The following is a 21907-nucleotide window of genomic DNA, read 5'->3' on the forward strand; positions in this document are numbered from 1 at the left end:
TATATACAAATACTATGAGTCTTTTCTTAGATTTGCGCAAGCACGGAAAACTGGCGGAAAAACGAAATCCGATGTACGAAAAAAGTAAATTCGGAAAATTCTGGATGTACTTCATGTTCGTCTTCTGGGCCGGTTACCTGATATTCTTCGGTACGACCTTTGCATTCGCCTTTGACGGTGGTGCCACAGAAGCCTATCACGTAATGAACTCCGGATTGATATTTGTCCTTGTGCTGGATTTCCTGATACGCCTGCCTTTCCAAAAAACACCCACCCAGGAAGTGAAGCCCTACCTGCTGCTTCCCATCAAACGGAATCGTCTTATAGACTTCCTGCTGATCCGTTCCGGACTGGATGGCTTCAATCTGTTCTGGCTGTTTCTGTTTGTTCCGTTTTCCATCATCACCGTCACCAAATTCTATGGAATCAGTGGTGTGCTGACCTATTGCATTGGCATCTGGCTGCTGATGGTATTCAATAACTACTGGTTCTTGTTGTGCCGCACACTGATGGGTGAGCGCATCTGGTGGCTGGCATTACCGGTAGTAGTATATGGTGGCATTGCCGCCGCACTATTCATTCCGGACAACAGTCCGCTTTTCGACTGTTTTGTCAATCTGGGAGAAGGGTTCATCACCGGCAATATACTGTCATTCATCGGTGTACTGGCTGCCATCGCCCTCATGTGGTTCATCAACCGCACCCTGATGCAGAAACTCATCTACAATGAACTGAACAAAGTGGAAGATACACGGATAAAACATGTATCCGAATACAAATTCCTCGACCGCTACGGCGAAATAGGCGAATACATGAAACTGGAACTCAAGTTATTGCTACGCAACAAGATTTGTAAGCGTTCGCTCTATTCCATCACCGGTGTAGTGATAATGTTCAGTAGTATCATTAGCTTTTCCGATGTGTATGACGGAGGTCTGAGAGATTTCTTCGTCCTTTATAACTACATTATCTTCGGCATCATGTTCCTCAGCACACTGATGGGTTACGAAGGCAATTACATTGACGGACTGATGAGCCGCAAGGAATCTATCTACTCGCTGCTGCGTGCCAAATACATACTGTACAGCATTGCATTGCTCATTCCTACGATTCTGATGATTCCCGGTATGGTTACCGGGAAGGTATCCGTACTCGGTTGCATTGCATGGCTGATATTCATTCCGGGAGCCGTATACTGCTGTCTGTTCCAGTTGGCAGTATACAACAACAAGACTACCGACCTGAATTCAAAGATGACCAGCCGGCAGAATATAGGCACCGGTCTGCAGAATCTGATTTCAGGAGGTGCTTTCGGCATACCTTTACTGCTGCTTTTTGCACTGAATGCCATCTTTGGCAAAGAGGTCACCCCCTGGATACTTATCGGCATCGGCGTGGCATTTATCGCCACTTCCAAATTCTGGCTGATGAATGTATATCACCGACTCATGAAACGCCGCTACAAGAATATGGAAGGCTTCAGGGACAGTAGACAGAAATAGAAATCATTAAACATCAATCACTAACATGATACGCATCAATAATTTACAGAAGAATTTCGGCACAAAAAAAGCCGTAGATATAGAGAACTACACCATCGGGCAAGGCGATATGCTGGGACTGGTAGGCAACAACGGTGCAGGCAAGACCACCCTCTTCCGCCTTATTCTTGACTTGCTACAGGCAGACCGGGGCAATGTAACCATCAATGACATTGACGTCAGCAAAAGTGAGGACTGGAAGAACTTCACGGGAGCCTTTATAGACGACGGTTTCCTGATAGACTACCTCACTCCCGAAGAATACTTCTATTTCATCGGCAAGATGTACGGTCTGAAGAAAGAGGAGGTAGACGAACGCCTGCTTCCCTTCGAACGCTTCATGAACGGCGAGGTAATGGGCCAGAAGAAATTCATCCGCAACTATTCTGCCGGAAACAAACAGAAAATCGGCATCATCTCCGCCATGCTCCACCATCCGCAACTGTTGATTCTGGATGAACCGTTCAACTTCCTTGACCCCAGTTCACAGTCCGTAATCAAACACTTGCTGAAAAGATACAATGAAGAACACGGAGCCACTGTCATCATTTCCAGCCATAACCTGAACCACACAGTGGACGTTTGCCCGCGTATTGCATTGTTAGAAAACGGTGTTATTATCCGCGATATACGAAATGAGAACAACTCTGCCGAACAGGAATTGGAAGCTTACTTCAACGTCGGCGTGGAGGAAGAAGCCGTGGTAGAAGAAACGGTAGAAGAAGCAGAAGCAGCCGTAGAAGAAATAACGGAAAAAGAAGATAAAACGGTAGAAGAAAAAAACTCGGAAGCATGAAAAAATATCTTTCTTATATAGTAGCCTTTACCATCATATTGATAGGTCTAAGTTCCTGCCATACCTCCGCGCCACGCCTGGACTACAAAGCCCTGGCACAGGCATCCGTCCGTTTGGGAGTGGATATTGAACTGCAGGACAACCACAAGCTGTACATCCATGCCTCCGAATGGATAGGCACCCCCTATCGTGCTGGTGGCGACAGCAAGCGGGGGACAGACTGCTCCGGACTGGTATCGCAACTGTATAAGAAAGTTTACCACACCCGTCTGTCGAGAAGCACAGACGGGCAACTGAAAGAGAGCAGCAAAATCTCCCGCCGCAACTTGCGTGAGGGAGATTTGGTGTTCTTCACCAGCCGTGCTTCCCGCAAAAAAGTGGCACACGTAGGTATCTACCTCAAGGACGGCAAATTTATACATGCCAGTACCAGCCAGGGAGTCATAGTCAGCAACCTCTGGGAAAAATATTACACCCAACACTGGCTCTGCGGAGGAAGAATAAAATGATACTAATTTTTTCCCTTCTTGTGATTTTCTTTACTCTTTCCCGACTGATAGTCCAGAAACAATTAAAAGAAGAAAACAATGAAGAAACTTTTAGGCATCCTCGTATTCATCAGCATTGCGCTGAGTGCCAATGCACAACTTTTATGGAAAGTATCCGGTAAAGGATTAGAGAAACCATCCTATATTTTCGGTACTTACCATCTCTCTCCACTCAGCATCAAGGACAGCATCGCCGCCATGCCGCAGGCCATGAACGAAACCACCCAAGTCTACGGTGAGGTCGTGATAAGCGAAATGGCGACTCCCGCCTTCATGCAAAGCATGCAACAGCAGATGATGATGCCCAAAGACACCACGCTGCAAAGCCTCTTTACTCCCGAGCAATACGAAGAAGTGGGTAAAGTTGTAAAAGAGAATATGATGGTAGACATCGCCATGCTTGCTCAACTGAAACCGGCTGCCATCAACCAGCAGCTTGTCGTCCTGCTCTACATGAAACATACTCCGGGCTTCAACCCGCAAGAACAGCTCGACACTTACTTCCAGCAGCAGGCCGGACAGCAAGGCAAGAAAGTTGGCGGTCTGGAAACAGCCCAGTCACAAATAGACATTCTGTTCAACAGCCAGACGCTGCAACGCCAGGCAAACCTCCTCTACTGCGCTATCAGTGACATCGAGAAAGGTATCGAGCAAAGCAAGCGCCTGATTGCCGCTTATGAAAAGCAGGATCTGGATGCCATGCTGCAACTGATGGAAGAGCGCGACGGCAATTCATGCGACCCGCTGCCCGGAGAGATGGAAGCCATGCTGGACAACCGCAACAAGGCATGGGTTGAAAAGATGCCTGCCATCATGACGGAAGCCCCCACCCTTTTCGTAGTCGGTGCCGGACACCTGCCCGGAGACAATGGAGTGCTGAACCTTCTGAAACAACAAGGATATACCATAGAAGCCATGAAATAAATCCTCTAACAATTCTCTCTAACAACAACTTTTAATGGCAGACTATACAAAGCGTGACGGTCAAATACCATCACGCTTTGTTTGCATATACACTTTATTGTCCTCATCATACTGTACATCCCGAAAAATATACTACTTTTGCACCAAAGTCTTGGCTGTTATAGTGATAACGTCACTTTTGACTCGATTCGATAAGAACGCAAGAAGCGAAAGTTATTATCCCTGCTATTCGGAATCTGGAAAATTCTCTTAAACACCGCAGGATAATAGCAACAGTTTCTTCACGTCTATGTTATTATATACTTAGGCGTGGGGGCTGTTGTCTATTAACGGTGTGGGCATTTTCCAGAGCCTCGAATGCAGATAGACAATAACAGTCCTCGCGCTTTTTATATAATAACCTTCGTCAATGAGGACAGACGAAATGAAAGACACCGCGTATGCATCTTACATTATTTGGAGAAGTACAGTTATTTCTGTTAATTGCCGTTACATCTGCAAGCTTTCTATACTGGATAAATCATAAATACAAAAGTCTGAACAGACAGATTATCCGGGCAATAGACATTCCAGTATATCTGCTGAACAGACAAGGTATTGTCGTAAAACTACTTAATACACCTACCGAAAAGGCGAACAGACTTCCATTTCTGAATTCGGGAGTTCTAAATATCAATAATTTAGTGACAGACGCCGATGAATGCCGGAAATACATGACGTCGCTGTTACGCGTACTGAATACCCGCACTTCGGACAGCCTGATCCTAAAGATAAGAGTGGAAAGTAGTGAAGAACTATATATCGCAGTGCGCATGGTCTACCTCAACAGAAATTATGCCATGGCCTTCATACGCGACATTACGGAAGATGAAGTCCAACGCCGGGAAAACGAAAAATACCGTTTCTTCCTTGAAAGTATTCTGGAGAACCTCCCCATCGCCACTACAGTAAAAGACAAAAACGACGAAGGACGCTACCTGATATGGAACAAAAAAGCGGCAGAGATGATGGAAGTCCCCGCTGAGGATATTGTGGGACACTATGAAGAGGAGTTCAAACCCCTAATGCAAGATAATTTCATTCAGGAGACAGACAAAGAAGTCGAAGAGTCGGAAACTCCCCAGTCCTACATCAAGCACTTTGTCAATCCCAAAGGCAGAGAGTATGTTCTGTCGTTTCACAAAACGCTGGTGTCCTACAACAAAGGAAAAGAGAGATGGATTGTCAGTTCTGCACTGGATATCACCGAACTACTGGCAGCCAAAGAGAAAGCAGAAGAAGCCAGCCGCCTGAAATCGGCTTTTCTTGCCAATATGAGCCACGAGATACGTACTCCACTAAACGCCATTGTCGGATTCTCCTCCATACTTTCCGATTATATACAAGACGAAGATACAAAGGAATACATACATATCATCAAAGAAAACACCCAACTGCTGCTGCAACTGATTAATGATATTCTCGACCTGTCACGCATCGAAGCCGGCATTCTCGAATTCACAGAAGGAGATATGGATGTAAACAAGACGCTTGATGAAATGCAGACGATGGCAAAACTGAAACTTCCGCCCAAAGTCTGCATACGTCTCCTCCCCGGTACGGATTGCTGTAGCATTCATACCATTCCCAAGCGGGTAAGGCAAGTACTGAACAACTATCTGTCAAACGCCCTCAAGCATACGGAAGAAGGTTTCATCGACATTGGTTATCACCTGCCGCAAGAAGACAGGATTCGCTTCTTTGTCCGTGATACCGGGTGCGGCATTCCTCCCGAAAAGCAAAAGGATGTATTCGAACGCTTTGTCAAGCTAAACAGCTTTAAACAAGGCACGGGCCTCGGACTCTCCATCTGCACCATGATTGCCGGGAAAATGAACGGAAAAGTGGGCGTCAGCTCTATTCCGGGGAAAGGTTCCGAATTCTGGTTCGAAATACCCTATCAACCTGCCGGAAGCCAACCTGCATAGAAAAGCCCGCCACTGACATGAACTCTGTCAACAGCGGGCAACCTAAACCATCACCGATGTTATCCTGACTCACAATACCTATCGAAGACTAAACTGCAGTTTACCTCCCTGCACCAGTTCTTCATGAGTGATACGATATCGGGACAGTTTTTTTCCTCCCAGCTTCATCTCGCGGATATATAGAGATTCTGCCGACGGACGTTCCGTCTCTATTACCAGTTGGTCGCGTCCCCAATACTTAGGGTCGAGCTTTATGGACACCTTATCAAATACCGGAGTAGATAGCGTATAAGCCGGTTCTCCGGGACAATCCGGATAAAAGCCCATCATATTGAAGATAGCCCAAGCGGACATCGTTCCGGTATCATCATTGCCGGGAATTCCGCCGGGGGCATTCTTGAAATACTTCTGCAAAAGGCGGTGCAGCTCTTTCTGCGTGCGCCACTCCTCACCCTTGAAATAAGAGAAAAGATGGGCGTATGCAATGTCCGGTTCGTTGGCAGGGTCGTACAGCCCTTCGTCGAACACGCGCTGAAGCTTGTCTACAAACGGCTTCTTTCCACCCATGAGCCGGGCAAGCCCTTTCACATCGTGGGGAACATAGAAAGTATAGTTCCAAGCATTGCCTTCGTGGAAGCCGGGGCTGGGCTCAAAATTCTCACCTTCCATAGGATTGAAAGGAGCATAGAATTCTCCGTCCGGCAAGATGGGACGGAAAGTACCGTACTCCTTACAGTAATAATGCTTGTAGCCCAGCGAACGTTCGTGGAACAGACGGGCATCCTCCTTCTTGCCAAGCGCAGCAGCTATGCGCGACAAGGCATTGTCGGCAATATAATATTCCAAGGCATGTGAAACGGAATTGTCATACTGCTCCCGCAGAGGCACATATCCCAATGACACATAGTCGTCATTGTCCGGACGGAGCAGGTTCTCCGCCCCCGGCAGGGTGGCTCCCTTGCGCATGGCCTCGTAGGCCAGTTCTATGTCAAAGTCGCGCAGACCTTTCAGCCAGGTGTCGACGATGACGGGGATGGAAGGGTCACCTTCCATGGTCAGCGTCTCACGGCCGTAGAGTTCCCATTTGGGAAGCCAGCCGTGTTCGCGGTACATGTCGAGCATGGAGCGCACCATCTGCAATTGCCGTTCGGGATATACTAGCGTAAGAAGCTGGTGCACATTGCGGTAAGTGTCCCACAAGGAAAAGACGGTATAACGGTCGCCTTTGGTGGTCAGAATTTTGTCACTCTCCATAGCGGGATACTCCCCGTTCACATCTTGCAGGATATTGGGATGTATCAGCGTATGATAGAGTGCCGTATAAAAAACGGTTTTCTGCTCTTCCGTACCTCCTTCCACAAGGATGCGCGAGAGGTCATCGTTCCAGCAACGACGGGCTTCCTCCAGCACTTGGCTGAAGTTCTTTCCCTGCTGCTCGATATCCAAATTGAGCCGGGCATTCTCTATACTCACAAAAGAGACTCCCATCTGTACTTCCACTTGCTCGCCCTCTTCAGTATGGAATGTAAGGTAAGCGCCGATGTCATCTCCTGCCAGCTCTTTCCCGTAGCCGGTGTAAAGTTTGTAGCGTCCGTTATCGGGATCCCATTCGGCCTCCACACCGGTCATGGGGCGTTGCTTCTTCCAGTAGCCCGAAGCAGCAGGCTGCTTGTTGACACGCATCACAAAGTAGATGGGGAAAACGGCCTGCGGATTATAGCAGAAAGTACCCAGCAGCTTCATACCTTCAAACTCGCACTCACCCGTCCGACGCAGAAAAGCTCCCGATTCATTGGTCAGACCTTCGCCCAGATTCAGCAGTACATGGCTTTGCCCAGCAGGAAAGGTGAAACGCGCCACACCCGTGCGGGGAGTTGCCGTCACTTCCGTCTTCACATTGTAGCGGGTCAGGAAGTTGCTGTAATATCCGGGGGATGCCTGCTCGTCCTTATAGCGGCTTCCATACTCCTTATAATCCACGGACAACTCTCCCGTAGTGGGCATCAGCAGCAAAGAACCCAATTCCGGACAGCCCACACCGCTCAAATTGACATGCGAATATCCGGTGAAGAAACAATTGTGATACTCATAGGGAGTGGACCACCAGCGGGCATCTTTATCGTATTTGTTGTCCTCCGAGCCCATCACGTTGAAGGGCACTACGGACATCATTCCATTGGGACAGACGGCTCCCGGATTTGTAGTGCCGAAGTTGGTGGTACCAATAAAAGGATTCACATAGTCCGTCGGTTGCTTCTCCGCAGCCATAGATGCCGTGAGCATTCCAAAGGAGATGATACAGAAAGTAATCAGTCGTTTCATAATATAGTAGGGATTTGTTCTTTATTAGTTAGTGAGCACGCTACCCATGCCGGTGTCATTGCATGCACTCTGCAGCGTTACTGCAAACGGTCTGCAGTGACACTGCAAACTACTTTGCAGTAGCGCTGCAACGGCTCTGCAGTATCACTGCAAAAAGCATGCAGTATCTTTGCAGTGATATTTCACTAAGTATAAGACAGTTACGGCAGACGTTTTTTTCAGCAATACCAAGCGCCTGCCAACTGCTTGGTGCTTACAAAATACTTGTGCGCTTCGTGAACTCCAGAATCTCGCGGATATAGCCAAAGGCAAGCCCCACTACCGTATCGGCTGCACCGTAGTATACAGCTACACGTTCTCCATCCTGCAATGCTGCGCAAGGGAACACCACATTGGGTACATCGCCTGCCAGTTCGTATGGAGCAGCAGGCGCAAGCAGATACTCACGGGTGCGGTAGAGCAACTTGGCAGGATTGTCCTTATCCAGAATAGCCGCCCCCATGGAGTAACGGAAACCGTTGCAAGTGGTTATCACGCCGTGATAGAACATCAGCCAACCTTCGTCCGTGAGGAACGGTACCGAACCCGCCCCTATCTTGGTGCATTGCCAGGCACTTTCGGGGAAAGGTGTGGGAGCCATCACATGGCGGTGTTCGCCCCAGAACTTCATGTCGGGGCTGAAGCTGATGTAGATGTCGCCAAAAGGTGTATGGCCACTGTCGCTGGGACGGCTCAAGAGTGCATATTTGCCATCGAACCTCTGAGGCAACAATACACCGTTGCGATTGAAAGGCAAGAAAGCATTCTCGCACTGGAAGAACTCCTTGAAATCGAAAGTATAGCCGATACCGATGGTGGGACCGTAGTAGCCGTTGCACCACGTAATCCAGTAGCGATCCTCAATCCATGTCACGCGCGGGTCGTATTTATATTCGGACTCTATCATGTCCGTATTCCCGGCCTTGAACTTGATTGGCTCATGCTCTATTTCCCAGTGGATGCCGTCCTTGCTGAAACCGGCAAAAATATTCATCTGCACCGCCCGGTTGTCACAACGGAACACACCGGCAAATCCGTCGCCAAAAGGCACCACTGCACTATTGAAGATACTGTTGGACGTCGGAATATGGTAACGTCCGATAACGGGATTCTGCGAATAACGCCACATCACATCCGCACAATCTGCCGGACGCTCTTCCCAAGGGATTGAAGTAAATTTATTGTTCATAATATTTTGGATTTTTATCTTTGCACCACAGATTACACAGATGGGCACAGATTATATTCTTTTATTCAATAGTTTTTTATGCAACAAGTCTCATTCATGCTGCAAAGCTTACTTCACCTCATCGTCATGCGTAAAGGGAATGAAGTATGTTATCAGCAACGACGGTACGGCGGCCAACAGCACGTAAGTGAAGAACTTCTCGTACCCCAACAAATCACTAAAGAAACCACTCATCATCCCCGGAAGCATCACTCCCAAATTCATGATGCCGGAAGCAAAGGCGTAGTGTGACATCTGATGCTTGCCGGGAGCAATCTGCTGCATCATGAACAACGTCAGCCCCACGAAGCCGAAGCCGTAACCGAAATACTCCGCCACGATGCCCGCACCTATCAGATAAAGGTTCTCCGGTTGATAAATGGCGAGTAGCGTGTAGGCCACGAACGGAAAGTTGAACACGATGCAGAGCGAAAACAGCGTCTTCTTCAGCCCGCGCTTCGACACGTAGATGCCTGCCAACAAGGATCCCAGCACAAAAGCCGCTGAACCGAAGACACCGTTCAACGTACCGATTTCAGTAAGCGAAAGCCCCAATCCCCCCACCTCACGCGAGGAGCGCAAGAAGAGCGGTGCAATCTTCATCACAAGCCCTTCGGCAAAGCGGTAGAGGATAATGAAGCAAATGTAATAGAAGATGTGGCGCTTTGTGAAGAAATTCCTTATCACCGCCCACAGTTCCCGCATCACCTCCGCGCCCGAACGCTTGGCGTCCTGCCGCTTCTGCGTGCACGGCAACATCCGTGAATGATACCCCCCCAACAGCAACAGCAACACGGCAATGACGATAAAGATAATCATCCACGCTTCCTTATAAGCAGACATGTTCTCCTGCATAGAACGGCCTTCCATCGCCCCGAAACTCTGGGCCAGCATACCCGCCATCGCCACCAGTCCGCCGTTCGCCACCAATTTGGCGATGTTGTAGAAAGCCCCCTGCACACCGATGTACTTGGCTTGGTCGGCAGGTGACAGTTCCGCCATATACACGCCATCGCAGGCTATATCGTGCGTGGCTCCGCTGAAAGCGATGACTGCCATTGTCGAAATACTAATGGCAAAAAAGTAATCGAACTTCAACGAAAAAGCCACCAGTCCGAACAGCAATCCGCTCAACAACTGGGTGATAACCACAAAGAACTTCTTTGTGCGGTACATCTCCAGGAACGGACTCCAAAGGAACTTCAACGTCCAGGGCATCATGATGATAGAAGTCCAGAAGGCAATCTGCGTGTCGGATATGCCCAAATCCTTGAACATGAACGTAGAGACCAGGTTGACTGCAATGAAAGGCAGCCCCATGGCAAAATAAACGGAAGGCACCCAGGAAACCGGGTTACGGTAATTATTGTGATTCATAACTAATCGCACGTTATCAATTGTTTGTCTTTACCGGCTTGTCGCCCATTATCAACTCCAAAGTGCCACCGTCCGTTATGTCCTGATGCGTAAAGAACGGGCGTACCAATTCCTCGCCGTTCAACAACATCTTCTGAACATACTTGTTCGTACGACTATTGTCCGTGGCCACCACCGTGAATTTCTTTCCATCCTTAAGGTTCACTGTCGCCTTGTCGAACAACGGGCGACCGATGGAATAGAGCGGACGGCCTGGGCAAACTTGGTAGAAGCCCATGGCATTCAGTACATACCATGCTGACATCTGCCCACAGTCTTCATTACCCGAAAGCCCGTTCGGATTGTTGAAATAAAGCGTCTGCAGTACCTCGTCCACCAACTCCTGCGTGCGCCAGGGTTGGCCCACATAGTTGTAGAAGTGAATGATATGGTGACTCGGCTCATTACCATGGGCATACTGCCCTATCAGGCCGGAAATGTCGGCAGACACTAGTTCACCTTCCAGTGAAGAATCGGCCACGAACAGCGAGTCCAACTTACCGATAAAAGCTTCACGGCCTCCCATCAGTTCCACCAGTCCCTCCACATCGTGAGGAACAAACCAGGTCCATTGCCAGGCAGTCCCCTCACAATAGTCATCACTGCGATGGTTGGAAGAGCGGGGATTGAACGGCGTACGCCAATTGCCTTTGCTATCCAGTCCACGCATAAAACGGGTAACTGGATCGAAATAGTTCTGATAGCCCTTGCTGAAATCAGCATACTTCCGTTGGTTCAGCGTGTCGCCCAACTCACCGGCCAGCACAGAGATGCACCAGTCATCGTAGGCATACTCCAAGGCCTTAGCTACTGCTTCATTATCCTTGTCGCAAGGCACGTAACCGACCTTGTTCTTCCAATATTTGGCCTGCGGCATCAAATGAGGCAATACCAAAGGATGGGTGATAATACCAGTAGTGTCATACTCCGCCACACGCAGGCAAGCGCGGTATGCCTTCTGTACATCAAAGTCGCGATAGCCCTTCATATAGGCATCTGCCACAAGGGAGGCAGCATGATAGCCTATCATCGTGCCCGTATAGTTGCCCGCCAATTCCCACATGGGAAATACACCGCCTTCGCGCTCCTTCTGGATGAGCGAGCGGATGAAGGCTTGGTTCAAATCCGGATTGATAATCGTCATCAACGGGTGGTAGGCACGGAACGTGTCCCACAAAGAGAAAATGGTATAGACGGGCTCTTCCACGCTACCCTGATGCACTTTCAAATCCATGCCAAAATAACGCCCGTCGGCATCGGTAAACAGATTGGGCTGCATACCCGTATGATAAAGCGCCGTATAGAACATGGTACGCTGGTCTTCATCCTCCGTCTCGATATCTATCTTGGCAAGGTATTCATTCCATGATTGGCGGGCTGCCCGACGCACTCCGTCAAAATCCCATCCGGGTATCTCCGCTTCCACATTCCGGCGGGCACCGTCCATATCCACAGCTGAAACACCCACCTTCACCATCACCTGCTCATCCTTCTCCGTCTGGAATTGCAATAGCACCTTGGCGGTGGGCAGCAGCGGTTCCCCTTCGTCCAATGCCATGGAATCGGTCACCATTGTATAAGTAAACGGTTTGGAGAACTTGGCATAGAAGTTTATGTATTGATCGAAAGCCCAGTAAACGGTTTTCTTATGTCCGAGGATTTCTGTATCACTGATGACTTCCAGCTTCATCTCTTCATTCTTCTGACGCTGGAGGCTGTAGTCAAGGTCAAGGATAAATCCTGCTTTCCCAGACTTGGGAAACGTGTAGCGATGAATGGCGGCGCGCTTGGTAGAGGTCAACTCGGCTTGTACGCCATAACGGTCGAGGAATACGGAATAATATCCCGGTTCTGCCTTCTCCCGCCCGTGCGAGAAAGGCGAGGCGTATGCCATTTGCTGGCTCTTCTTCCCCATCGCATGATAGTCCTGACGGCCCACGGTGGGCATCAGCAGCACATCGCCATAATCACCGCAACCCGTTCCACTGAGGTGCGTGTGCGAGAATCCGTTAATGGTGGAATCGGCATAGTAATAACCGGAACAAGCATCCCACTGAAAGATGCGCGTGTCGGGGCTCGGCTGAATCATCCCGTTGGGTACCACTGCGCCCGGATAGGTATGTCCGTGCCCACCCGTACCGATAAACGGATTTACGTAAGATGCATAGTCTTCCCCTGAAGAAGCCGGAGTACAGTTGCATACCGCCATGCCCAACCACAAGAGACATCCGGCTTGCCATGCAATAGATTTCATGTTTTTCATCCTAAATTTAAGTTTATTGAGACACATTCTTTTGCCTTTTATTGGTTAATAAAACAATTCACTCGGCAAAAACACTAATACTGCAGATTATTTTTTAATTTTAATTAGCAGAATAGAAGGATAAAGAATAAAGACATGTCGGTAAAAGAAAGAATGCAAGTTCTTGTAATTGGTAGTTGCAAGAACTTGCATTCATATCCAAACCGGAATCCTGCTATTTAATAGTTATCGGTTCATCCAATTCCACGATGCCGAGGGCTTTATCGCCTCCATTCACCAATCCGTCCATTCCATGACCGGAAGCATCTTTCACTTTCCACGTCTCTCCGTCTTGGAACTGGTCGGTTCCGTTCAACTTATAATAAGCAGCAAGGCCTTCCGATTTCGGGTCAACCGTAATCATGTTTTCCTTGATTTGACTCTCCGTGCGCGACACATTCCAAAGTCTGACTTCGCTCATGCGACCATAGAACGGACGTTCGCCCCACATGAATCCGGCCACCTTACCGATAAAGAAGTCGCCCTTACCGAAATCGAAGCTCGGAATATCCCAAACCGCTTCGGAAGCTTTTTCTCCATTGATGAAGATGGCAGTCTTGCCGGTAGACTGATTGTAAGTGAACGCCACGTGATACCATTTCCCGGTTCCCAAAGCCTGAGAAACGCTGTATTCCGATTTGCCTGCAATCTGCAAATGGTCTTTCTCCAGCAAAGGTGCATCACCGATACGGAAAATCAGAGTTCCCTCGCATCCCATAACAGTATTATTGTTTCCAAAGAAATCAATATAAATCAATGCTTCGTAAGTAACGGATGTGAATTGGGTACCGGGAAGCAAAGGTATCCTCACATAATTGTTATACACACGAGCCACCTTCATAATCCGCACGGGCTTGTGGAGGATAAAATAAACCACATCTCCCCCTTGGGAAACCGGTAGAGAAGCAGACCGTACACGCACCGGAAGCAGATAAGACTTACCTTCTTCCACCTTATCCAACTTAGAAAATTTCACCGATACCGATCCGGCATACACCTCTCCGGAAGGAACAGTGGCAACAGCATTTCCCAAATCTACGGCAGTAGCATCGAACATCTCATATTCCGTTCCATACTTTTTGTTATAAGCCTCAATTACAGAAGTATCGGCCACTTCATAAGACACCTCTACCTGCGAAGCACACAAGGATGACACACGTGCCCGCAACTCATGGGTCATCGCTTCGCCCTCTTCCACCTCTATCCGGTACTCCCTTTCTTCAAAATAGACCTTAGGTTCCAGCAAATCACTTTCGCTATCATTGCAACTGACCGACAGCATGGCTATGAAGCAAAACACCATATATTTCAACAAATATTTATTCATATCTTTCATATTCTAAAATTTGATTCACTACTTATTTTTTCCTTTGCTTTCTTTCCATTCGTTGAACACACGCTGATTAATCTGTATGGCTTGACGCATCCATTTATAATCGGGTGCATTGTCATAGTCATTATCAAAGCGATAAGCTCCCACACCGCCTTTATACCCTTCTTCCGGCATCCAGGCGGCCTGTTTCAACAATTGCCCTCCATTGGAAGCAAACGATTCGAAGTTCTCCGTGACAATGAGTTTCTCATTGATATTGCCAGGCGAATGCAAATAAGGAGAAGCTTGCCCATACGCCTGAGCTATCCAGTAATCCACATAATCTTCTATCTCAGGCAAGAAATCATTGATATGCCCGTCGATGCATAGCAGTTTATGCCCTTTGTTCTCCGGGTCGCTCTTAGGACCGATGTATTTGCCCAACTCTTTCACCACGAAACCGATGTTACGGCTGCCGATAGTACCGTCGGAATCATTGAAACCGTTACCCGGTTCCCAGTCGATATCATATCCGTCCCACTCGCCGGTCACCAACGAGTCACAGATGGCTTTGGCAAATTTGGAAAGAGCCCGTTCCAGCTCTTCCTTGTTGTTCAAGTCATGCGAAGTAAACCCCCAGAAGTCCCAGCGAGCAAACTTTCTTTCTTCTGTCAGCTTAGCTTCGCTCCAACCCTCTTCTATGGCTTTTTTTTCCACTTCATCGTATACCGAAGTAGGGGTGCGCCCTTTGCCCAAGTGTGAAAGCAGGCAGACTTCCAATAACCTGATGCCTTTCACTTTTTGCACAAACTCCTTGTCTTTCTTCTGCGCCTCAGTGATTTCATAACGTCCTGGGGCACCGCTCCACATAGATATGATATCCATACTATCGGGCACAGAAGTGAGATACCCCCTCCGCATGGCTCCCGTCGGCGCCCAGTTGGAAAACCAGCCGAACGCAACGGGGCGGCCATAATTCTTGGCGGTTTCTTTATACGCGCGCAAGTCGGCATAGTACGCTTCGCTCTCCACGTCATCTTTGGTATTGTTACCACCGATATGATCTATCTCAATGCTCTCAATATCCGTGCAGGCAGTAGCCATCAAACCAAGCAACGGAACAATATATAATAGTTTCTTCAATTTTTTCATATTTTTCTTATTTCTAACGTAAGACATCGTTTATCACTTGCAATCCCACCACAGACGGGTAGAAGATTTGTCTTCACCACCCTTCCCATTATTGAGCAACTTCAGGATGGCCTGATAGTTGGCCTCGTCCTCCGTTGTCTGATGGAAACTGGTCGGATAAATCATTCGGCGCACTCCTTTTTCAATGGTGGCTCCTTGGAACGAACCTCTGTTTGCCATCACCGGATTCAAGTCGGGATAGCCAGTTCTTCTCCACTCCGTCCAAGCCTCTTGACCGTTGGGAAAGAGCGCAAGCCACTTCTGGATAATAATCTTCTCCAATTTTTCTTCCCGGCTGCCTTCAAACTTGACTGTAACGGCACGAGGGGCGGAAAAACTGCAAGAGTAAGAACCACCGAACTCATGCTTGATTGGTACATTGCCGGAGTTCATGTAATCATCGACCGAAGCTGTCACCCCGTTTTCCTGGAACGACATCCCAATACCTTGCTTGTAGAGCTCGTCGGCATTACCGAATTCACCTCCCCACACCAAAGCAGCTTCAGCACGTAAGAAATAGACTTCGGAAGCACGCATCCAATAGGTCGGAGTGTCACCTTTGATATTCGGCTTTGAGAATGTCGTATAGACATCGTTCTGCCCGTAAAGATGCCCGGCAGGAATGGCTTGATATTTCTTGCCATCGAATGCCAACTGTCCCAAAGTACATTTGTCATCCACCGGTTTGAAGTAAGCGCTCAGACGTGGGTCTTCGTAACCCATCAGGTAAGAGAACATGGACGACCCCATGCGCGATTCATTGTACTGCTCGGCCAACCACTCGATGTTGTTGCGGAAAGTGATGCCCGCACCCGAACTCATCTGCGCCTCTTCGTCTTTGGAGGTCATCACTCCGATGGAGTGTTTCACGGCCAAAGCCGCATACCGCTTTGCCAGTTCGGCATCGGCAAAACGTACGCGCATCGCCAGACGAAGCATCAGCGAATTGGCATACTTCACCCATTTCCTAGAGTCACCCGCATAAACCGCATCATAATCTCCCATAATGGTCACCCCGGCATCCGCTTTCTTGGTCAAAACCTCCACAGCATCGGCCAAGTCTTTGAACATGGCAGCATATATGTCCTTCTCCAAGTCGAAAGGAATGTTCATCGTAGCATCGGCTGCATGTGAATAAGGCATCGGCCCGAAACTCTCCAACGCCTTGTGCCAAGCAGAAATCTTCAATACTTGTGCCAAGGCAAAGACTTCGGGAGTGTCGTTCTTTTCAGAAGCGGCTTTCAATTTTTTCCACGGGTCGAGTGCATTGGTATAAGAACGTGCATAAGTACCCTTAATCCATCCGTCAATCAAATAATAACTGGTATTGTTGTTACCACCGTTCCAAGAGTTGTTTTGTGAGAAGAATCCACTCCAGCAGTCGGCAGACAGATGATAGTCGGTCTGGTACATGTTGATGATGTCCGTATCGTCGGCTTGTGTCCCTACCGGGAAGACGGTCTGCTCCATCGTTGTCACCAATCCTCCGACGGCAACACCGTCCATGGCTTCTTCCTTCTCGTTCATTTCAGCCCAATTGGTATTGATTTCCTCGTAATCGCAGGATGCCAACAATGCTAGGGCATATATTCCCGCTAAAAGCTTATATTGATTTATCTTTTTCATATTAAAAGTCGGTCTGTTATAATTTGAATTTAATACCAAAGCCAAAGCTACGCACACTTGGCTGCATAAAGTAATCGTTGCCTTGTCCGTAGGTGGCGGTAGAGGGAGTCAGTTCGGGGTCGAACGGAGCCTCGCAGTACAACATCCAGGGATTGTTGGCAATGAAGGAAACCGTCACGTCCTTCAGTACGTTGCCAAACCAGCGGTTGGGCATGGTGTAGCTGAGTGTCAACTCCTGCAAACGGATGTTGGTAGCGCTGTAGACATAGTAGCCGGAGGTCTCGTAACCTCCTGTACCAATCATCTGGTAGTAGGTCTTTGCATCTACCCTGCCCTGTCCCGGCAATAATGCACCGCCATTGTCACGTGCCTCGGCCGAACGCTTCGACACGCCGAAACGGTCGAGCAATGCTTCGGTAGAGGAGGTAACCACACCTCCGAAACGTCCGTTGAGCAGGAAGCTGAGTCCGAGTCCTTTGTACGACAAGGAGTTGTTCCATCCCATATTGAAGTCGGGGGAAGTCTTGCCCAAATAGACGGGCTTACCGCTATTATCCAGTTCAAACGTACCGTCACTCTTTATCTCTACATAACCCTGATGATCTTTCTTCAAGAAGGTATTGGCGTAAATGTCGTGAATGCTGCCACCTTTCCTCAAAATGATACGTCCGCCATCTTTCACAACTTCAGAAATCTGGATGGGATCGTCCAACAAATCAGTATGGTAACCATCCACCATTTCTTTAATTCTGTTGACGTTACGCGAAAATGTCAATGTGGAGGAGAATGCCAGTCCGTTCTTCAGCTTGTCATTGTAACCCAAAGAGGCTTCCCATCCGCGGTTCTCCACATTACCGGCCTGCAAGTAAATCTGCTTGTAACCGGTAAATTCAGGCAAGTTACCCAAGAAAGTCTGGTTCTTGGTATTGGAATGGTAGTAAGTGACTTCTGCACTCAACTTGTTCCACAAACGCAAACTTAAACCGAATTCATACGAACGGGTACGCTCTGCCTTGAAGTCGGTAAACGGATAGATATAGGTAGGCTTCACCGTACCGCCGTCAATGGGAGTTGTCACCGTACCGGGAGTCAGACCGGAACGGGAAATTGGAGCGCCCACTTCGGTAAAGGAACCACGTACCTTCAAGTAAGAAATGAACCGGGGCAAATCTACCATTTCGGAAATGATGGCCGACAAACCTACGGAAGGATAGAAGAAGGACTCTTCGTCGGTGTTCACCAGACGGGAGTTCCAGTCGTTACGTCCGGTCAGCGTCAAGTAAAGCATACTCTTCCAGCCTAATTCCACATTGGCAAAGACGGCATGGTTGCGCACGCGGCTATCACCGCCCTTTTCGGAGACACGTCCATTGGCCGGGTCGATGTTGACTGCCACGAATTTATTGGGTACCAGGCTCAATGTTCCTTTATATCCTCTCTCCAATAGCCAATAGTTAGAATAGCTCCAGCCCAAGTTAGCAGCAATGCTGAAGTCCCGGATATGCTTGTTGACATTCAGCATGAAGTCGGCGTATTCTTGGCGGTCGTTATAGTTGCTGTAGCCATAATGTCCTTTCTTTCCCTCGGCAAACTTCTGGTCGGAAGTGGCGTAAATCTTGCGTTCGAAGAGCACATGCGTATCGTCCATGCGGAAGCGTGCGGCGGCGTTCAGCCAGTCGGTAATCTTGTAGGTCAGCCCCACGTTGAACATGTAGCGGCTCTTCTCGTTGGTAGCCACATTGCGGTAGGCAGTCCAGTAAGGGTTCTGCGAAGCGTAGGTAGGTTCGGACACCGGCCAGTATTGTACGGGAAACTTACGGCTGTCATCATAACGCTCAAAAGTCTTGATGTCTTCAAAGTTTTCTCCCCGCGGGAAGAGGTAGGCAGCCATCACCGGATTCCAGTACTGTCCTTGCGACACCATGTTGCGGTCTTTCTGCTTCACATACGACGCGCCCAGGTCGAGTTGCAGTTTATCCTTGAAGAAGGTGGCAGTGTTGCGGATAGTGAAGTTCAGACGGTCGTAAGAGTTATTGGGCACAATACCGGCCGAGTTGGTGGATGATACGGACGCGAACGTCTGGTTCTACTTGGTGCCCGTGGTCAATGTCAACGAGTTGATGAAGTTGGTTCCGGTATTGAAGAAGTCGTCCTTCGGATCGTAGGCAGAAGGGGTAGCCAGCTTTTCTCCCCAGCTTTCGTACATGTCCTTTTTATTGCCGTAGGTGCTCTGGAACTCCGGTGTCATGTAGGCTTTGCTAAACTCCGTGGAAGAAGAGAACTGGACGGAAAGTTTTCCTTCCTTGCCCTTTTTGGTAGTAATCAGAATCACCCCGTTGGCGGCGCTGCTACCGTACAAGGCGGCTGCCGAAGGGCCGCTCAACACGGAGAGGCTTTCGATGTCTTCGGGGTTGAAGTCAGCAATACCTTCCGTTCCGGCCTTGCCCTCACCCATGATACCGCTGTCCGTATTCCCCATATTGGTGTTGAACAAAGGGATACCGTCCACCACGTAGAGTGCATTGTTGTCGCCCTCGATGGACTTGGCTCCACGCATCACCACGCGGGTAGCTCCTCCCACGCCGCTAGCACTCTTGTTGATGCTTACACCGGCAATCTTTCCGCTCAGCGAGTTCACGAAGTTAGCATCCTTCACACGGACCAGCTCGTCTTGTTTCACCTGCTGCACGTTGTAGCTCAACGCTTTCTCGGCACGCTTGATACCCAGGGCAGTGACCACTACCTCGTTCAGCTTCTGCGAATCTTCTTCCAACAGCACATTCAGGATTCGATCGTCTATTATCTTGATTTCCTTAGTAGTATATCCCACATAAGAGATTTCGAGAACGTCCCCCTTGTTTACCGCCAAGTTGAACTTGCCGTCCAAATCAGTAATGGTACCGGCAATGGTATTCTTCACCTTCACGTTGACGCCAATCAGCGGTTCGCCGGTAGCATCCTTGACCACGCCGTCCACCTTGATTTTGGGTTCTTGTTGCTTTATCTGTTTCGTGGACAAGATTATCTGATTGTCTACCAATGTATAAGTGACATTTGTTCCACGAAACATGTCATCCAGGATCTCTGTTATCTTTCCCGACCGGCTGTTTACCGAAACAATGCGGTCTGCCTGAATCGTCTTGTTATTATAGAGGAACACATAGTCGGAGTTCTCCTCTATCTTATTCAATACATTTTCTATGGAAACACTCGACATAGAAAAGGAGCCTCGCGTCCGCTGGGCGTACCCGTTACTGGCAGGAAGCTGTAATACAACAGCAAAAAGTAGTATTAGACTTATCCTCATAGGTAAAGGAAGTTTTAATTTTAAGGTATATTTAAGGCATACTGCACTAAATGAATGATTATTTTTCATACATTTGCGGTTAACTAAAGTTTATTACTAAATGAACTAAGGTTTGATTCACGGCTTCTTGTCTGCTAAACCAAAATCCGTGAGTTTTTTAATGAGTAGGGAAGAAAGCTGTGGGGACAGTTTTCTTCCTTTTTTGTTTTTGCTCTTCTTATGCTATATCATAGGCTCTTTATGGTTTTAAGGGTTACTAATATAAGTTTACTATAATCCTAGCCTTCGTAAGGGTATCGTCTGCCTGCTGCGCAGCATCTTCCACCCTCCACTTCAAGGCTGCCGACTTTGCCAGATAATCCAAAATCTGCTGCAAGGTCTCTTTGTGGAAAGTCGCCCGGTACTTGTATTCCTTTCCCAACCTATTGTCAAACTCAATATCCACATTGAAATGCCTTGAAAGCCTTTTGAATATCTCTTCCAACGTCGCATTCCTGAAAATCAGCTTTCCGTCTTTCCAAGCCACCTTCTCGTAGACATCCACTTTATTTTTAATCCATTTCCGACTGTTCCGATTGTAAAGCAACTGCTCTCCGGGTAACAATTCCATTGTCTCCTGATTGGGGGTTACCACATTTACCTTACCTTTCTCCAACACCGTACCAATAAGTTCTTCATCCTCGTAGGCAGCCACGTTGAACTTCGTTCCGTATACATATACACTCAATCCATCCGGTGTGTTCACATAAAAAGGACGTTTCTTGTCGGCCTGCACTTCAAAATACGCTTCCCCTTTCAGTTCCACGCTCCGATTGTCTTTCCTGAAAACTATGGGATAACGCAAGGTACTTCCCGCATTGAGCCACGCCACCGAATGGTCAGGAAGCTCATAACGGATGACCGAACCTTTGGCAGCCGTGACTTCGGCGTAGCAGTCTACCGCTTCCGGTCCACTGAAATATAAGTAGCCCAACGTCAGCGAAATCATCAGCAAAGGTAACGTCAAGAATGCGGCATAGCGCATCAAGCTATCATACATCTGCCTACCCCGCTTTTTCCTTATCAACTGCTGTGTCCGTTCAAAAGCTTTGGCCACATCAATTGATTCCATTTCCCGGATATCATCTCCCAATGCTTGTGCTTTCCGAAACAATAAATCCGAATCTAATTTTTCCATAATCTCTAAACCTTATAACCTATTTATAATTGCAATTACATAGATAATACAATCGGGAAATCAAAAAGGGACAGCTAAAACAAAGTTTTTTCAATTGGGTCCTTAATAACAAAATACTACTTGCCTATTGCCACAGCTTTGTTCTTTTAAATTTCAAAAAGAACCTTTTATTTGACTTTCTTATTGTATATTTGCCTTCGAAATACTGTAG

Annotated in this window: 13 protein-coding genes and 1 pseudogene; 5 read left to right on the forward strand and 9 right to left on the reverse strand. The window is 48.1% G+C overall.

Going from position 1 to position 21907, the window contains the following annotated elements; genetic code table 11:
- Nucleotides 1-14: 14 nt before the first annotated feature.
- The 5 genes from HUX74_RS04470 (at nucleotide 15) to HUX74_RS04490 (ending at nucleotide 5776) form a co-directional block, all read left to right on the forward strand.
- Nucleotides 15-1502 carry a DUF5687 family protein gene (locus HUX74_RS04470; RefSeq protein ID WP_174646278.1) on the forward strand — a complete coding sequence of 496 codons (1488 nt, stop codon included), beginning with the start codon at nucleotides 15-17 and terminating at the stop codon, nucleotides 1500-1502.
- 25 nt (nucleotides 1503-1527) lie between these two features.
- Nucleotides 1528-2337 carry an ABC transporter ATP-binding protein gene (locus tag HUX74_RS04475; protein WP_117965970.1) on the forward strand — a complete coding sequence of 270 codons (810 nt, stop codon included), beginning with the start codon at nucleotides 1528-1530 and terminating at the stop codon, nucleotides 2335-2337.
- Nucleotides 2334-2846 carry a C40 family peptidase gene (locus HUX74_RS04480; RefSeq protein WP_174646279.1) on the forward strand — a complete coding sequence of 171 codons (513 nt, stop codon included), beginning with the start codon at nucleotides 2334-2336 and terminating at the stop codon, nucleotides 2844-2846. Before HUX74_RS04475 ends, HUX74_RS04480 begins: the two co-directional genes overlap by 4 nt.
- A 78-nt stretch (nucleotides 2847-2924) precedes the next feature.
- A complete protein-coding gene (locus tag HUX74_RS04485; protein WP_117601112.1) occupies nucleotides 2925-3809 on the forward strand; it encodes a TraB/GumN family protein in 885 nt (294 codons plus the stop codon).
- A 440-nt stretch (nucleotides 3810-4249) separates the two neighbouring features.
- Nucleotides 4250-5776 carry an ATP-binding protein gene (locus HUX74_RS04490; protein WP_174646280.1) on the forward strand — a complete coding sequence of 509 codons (1527 nt, stop codon included), beginning with the start codon at nucleotides 4250-4252 and terminating at the stop codon, nucleotides 5774-5776.
- 78 nt (nucleotides 5777-5854) lie between these two features.
- On the opposite strand, the gene HUX74_RS04495 is transcribed toward HUX74_RS04490, so the two are convergent.
- From HUX74_RS04495 to HUX74_RS04535, 9 genes and pseudogenes are all read right to left on the reverse strand, one after another.
- Nucleotides 5855-8098, reverse strand: coding sequence for a GH92 family glycosyl hydrolase (locus HUX74_RS04495; RefSeq protein ID WP_174646281.1), 2244 nt, complete (start codon nucleotides 8096-8098; stop codon nucleotides 5855-5857).
- Nucleotides 8099-8351: 253 nt separating this feature from the next.
- Nucleotides 8352-9326: a glycoside hydrolase family 130 protein gene (locus HUX74_RS04500; RefSeq protein WP_117965961.1), complete on the reverse strand. Its 975-nt coding sequence runs from the start codon at nucleotides 9324-9326 to the stop codon at nucleotides 8352-8354.
- A gap of 108 nt (nucleotides 9327-9434) precedes the next feature.
- Nucleotides 9435-10742, reverse strand: a complete 1308-nt coding sequence (locus HUX74_RS04505) for an MFS transporter (protein ID WP_117588977.1) — start codon at nucleotides 10740-10742, stop codon at nucleotides 9435-9437.
- A gap of 16 nt (nucleotides 10743-10758) precedes the next feature.
- Nucleotides 10759-13044, reverse strand: a complete 2286-nt coding sequence (locus HUX74_RS04510) for a GH92 family glycosyl hydrolase (RefSeq protein WP_174646282.1) — start codon at nucleotides 13042-13044, stop codon at nucleotides 10759-10761.
- Between the two features lie 214 nt (nucleotides 13045-13258).
- Entirely contained in the window at nucleotides 13259-14410 is a 1152-nt protein-coding gene (locus tag HUX74_RS04515) for a DUF1735 and LamG domain-containing protein (protein ID WP_174646283.1), read from the reverse strand.
- A gap of 27 nt (nucleotides 14411-14437) precedes the next feature.
- Nucleotides 14438-15547 carry a glycoside hydrolase family 18 gene (locus HUX74_RS04520; RefSeq protein WP_117601153.1) on the reverse strand — a complete coding sequence of 370 codons (1110 nt, stop codon included), beginning with the start codon at nucleotides 15545-15547 and terminating at the stop codon, nucleotides 14438-14440.
- Between the two features lie 33 nt (nucleotides 15548-15580).
- Nucleotides 15581-17212, reverse strand: a complete 1632-nt coding sequence (locus tag HUX74_RS04525; RefSeq protein ID WP_117958554.1) for a SusD/RagB family nutrient-binding outer membrane lipoprotein — start codon at nucleotides 17210-17212, stop codon at nucleotides 15581-15583.
- Nucleotides 17213-17228: 16 nt separating this feature from the next.
- Nucleotides 17229-20519 (reverse strand): annotated as a pseudogene (locus tag HUX74_RS04530) (TonB-dependent receptor).
- Nucleotides 20520-20775: 256 nt separating this feature from the next.
- The gene (locus HUX74_RS04535) at nucleotides 20776-21696 is read right to left on the reverse strand and encodes a FecR family protein (protein WP_174646284.1); all 921 of its coding nucleotides are present in this window, start codon (nucleotides 21694-21696) and stop codon (nucleotides 20776-20778) included.
- Between the last annotated feature and the right edge of the window lie 211 nt (nucleotides 21697-21907).

Origin of the sequence: Bacteroides sp. Marseille-P8574 (genome assembly GCF_902825465.1) — a bacterium.
In the GTDB taxonomy this organism is placed as follows: domain Bacteria; phylum Bacteroidota; class Bacteroidia; order Bacteroidales; family Bacteroidaceae; genus Bacteroides; species Bacteroides uniformis.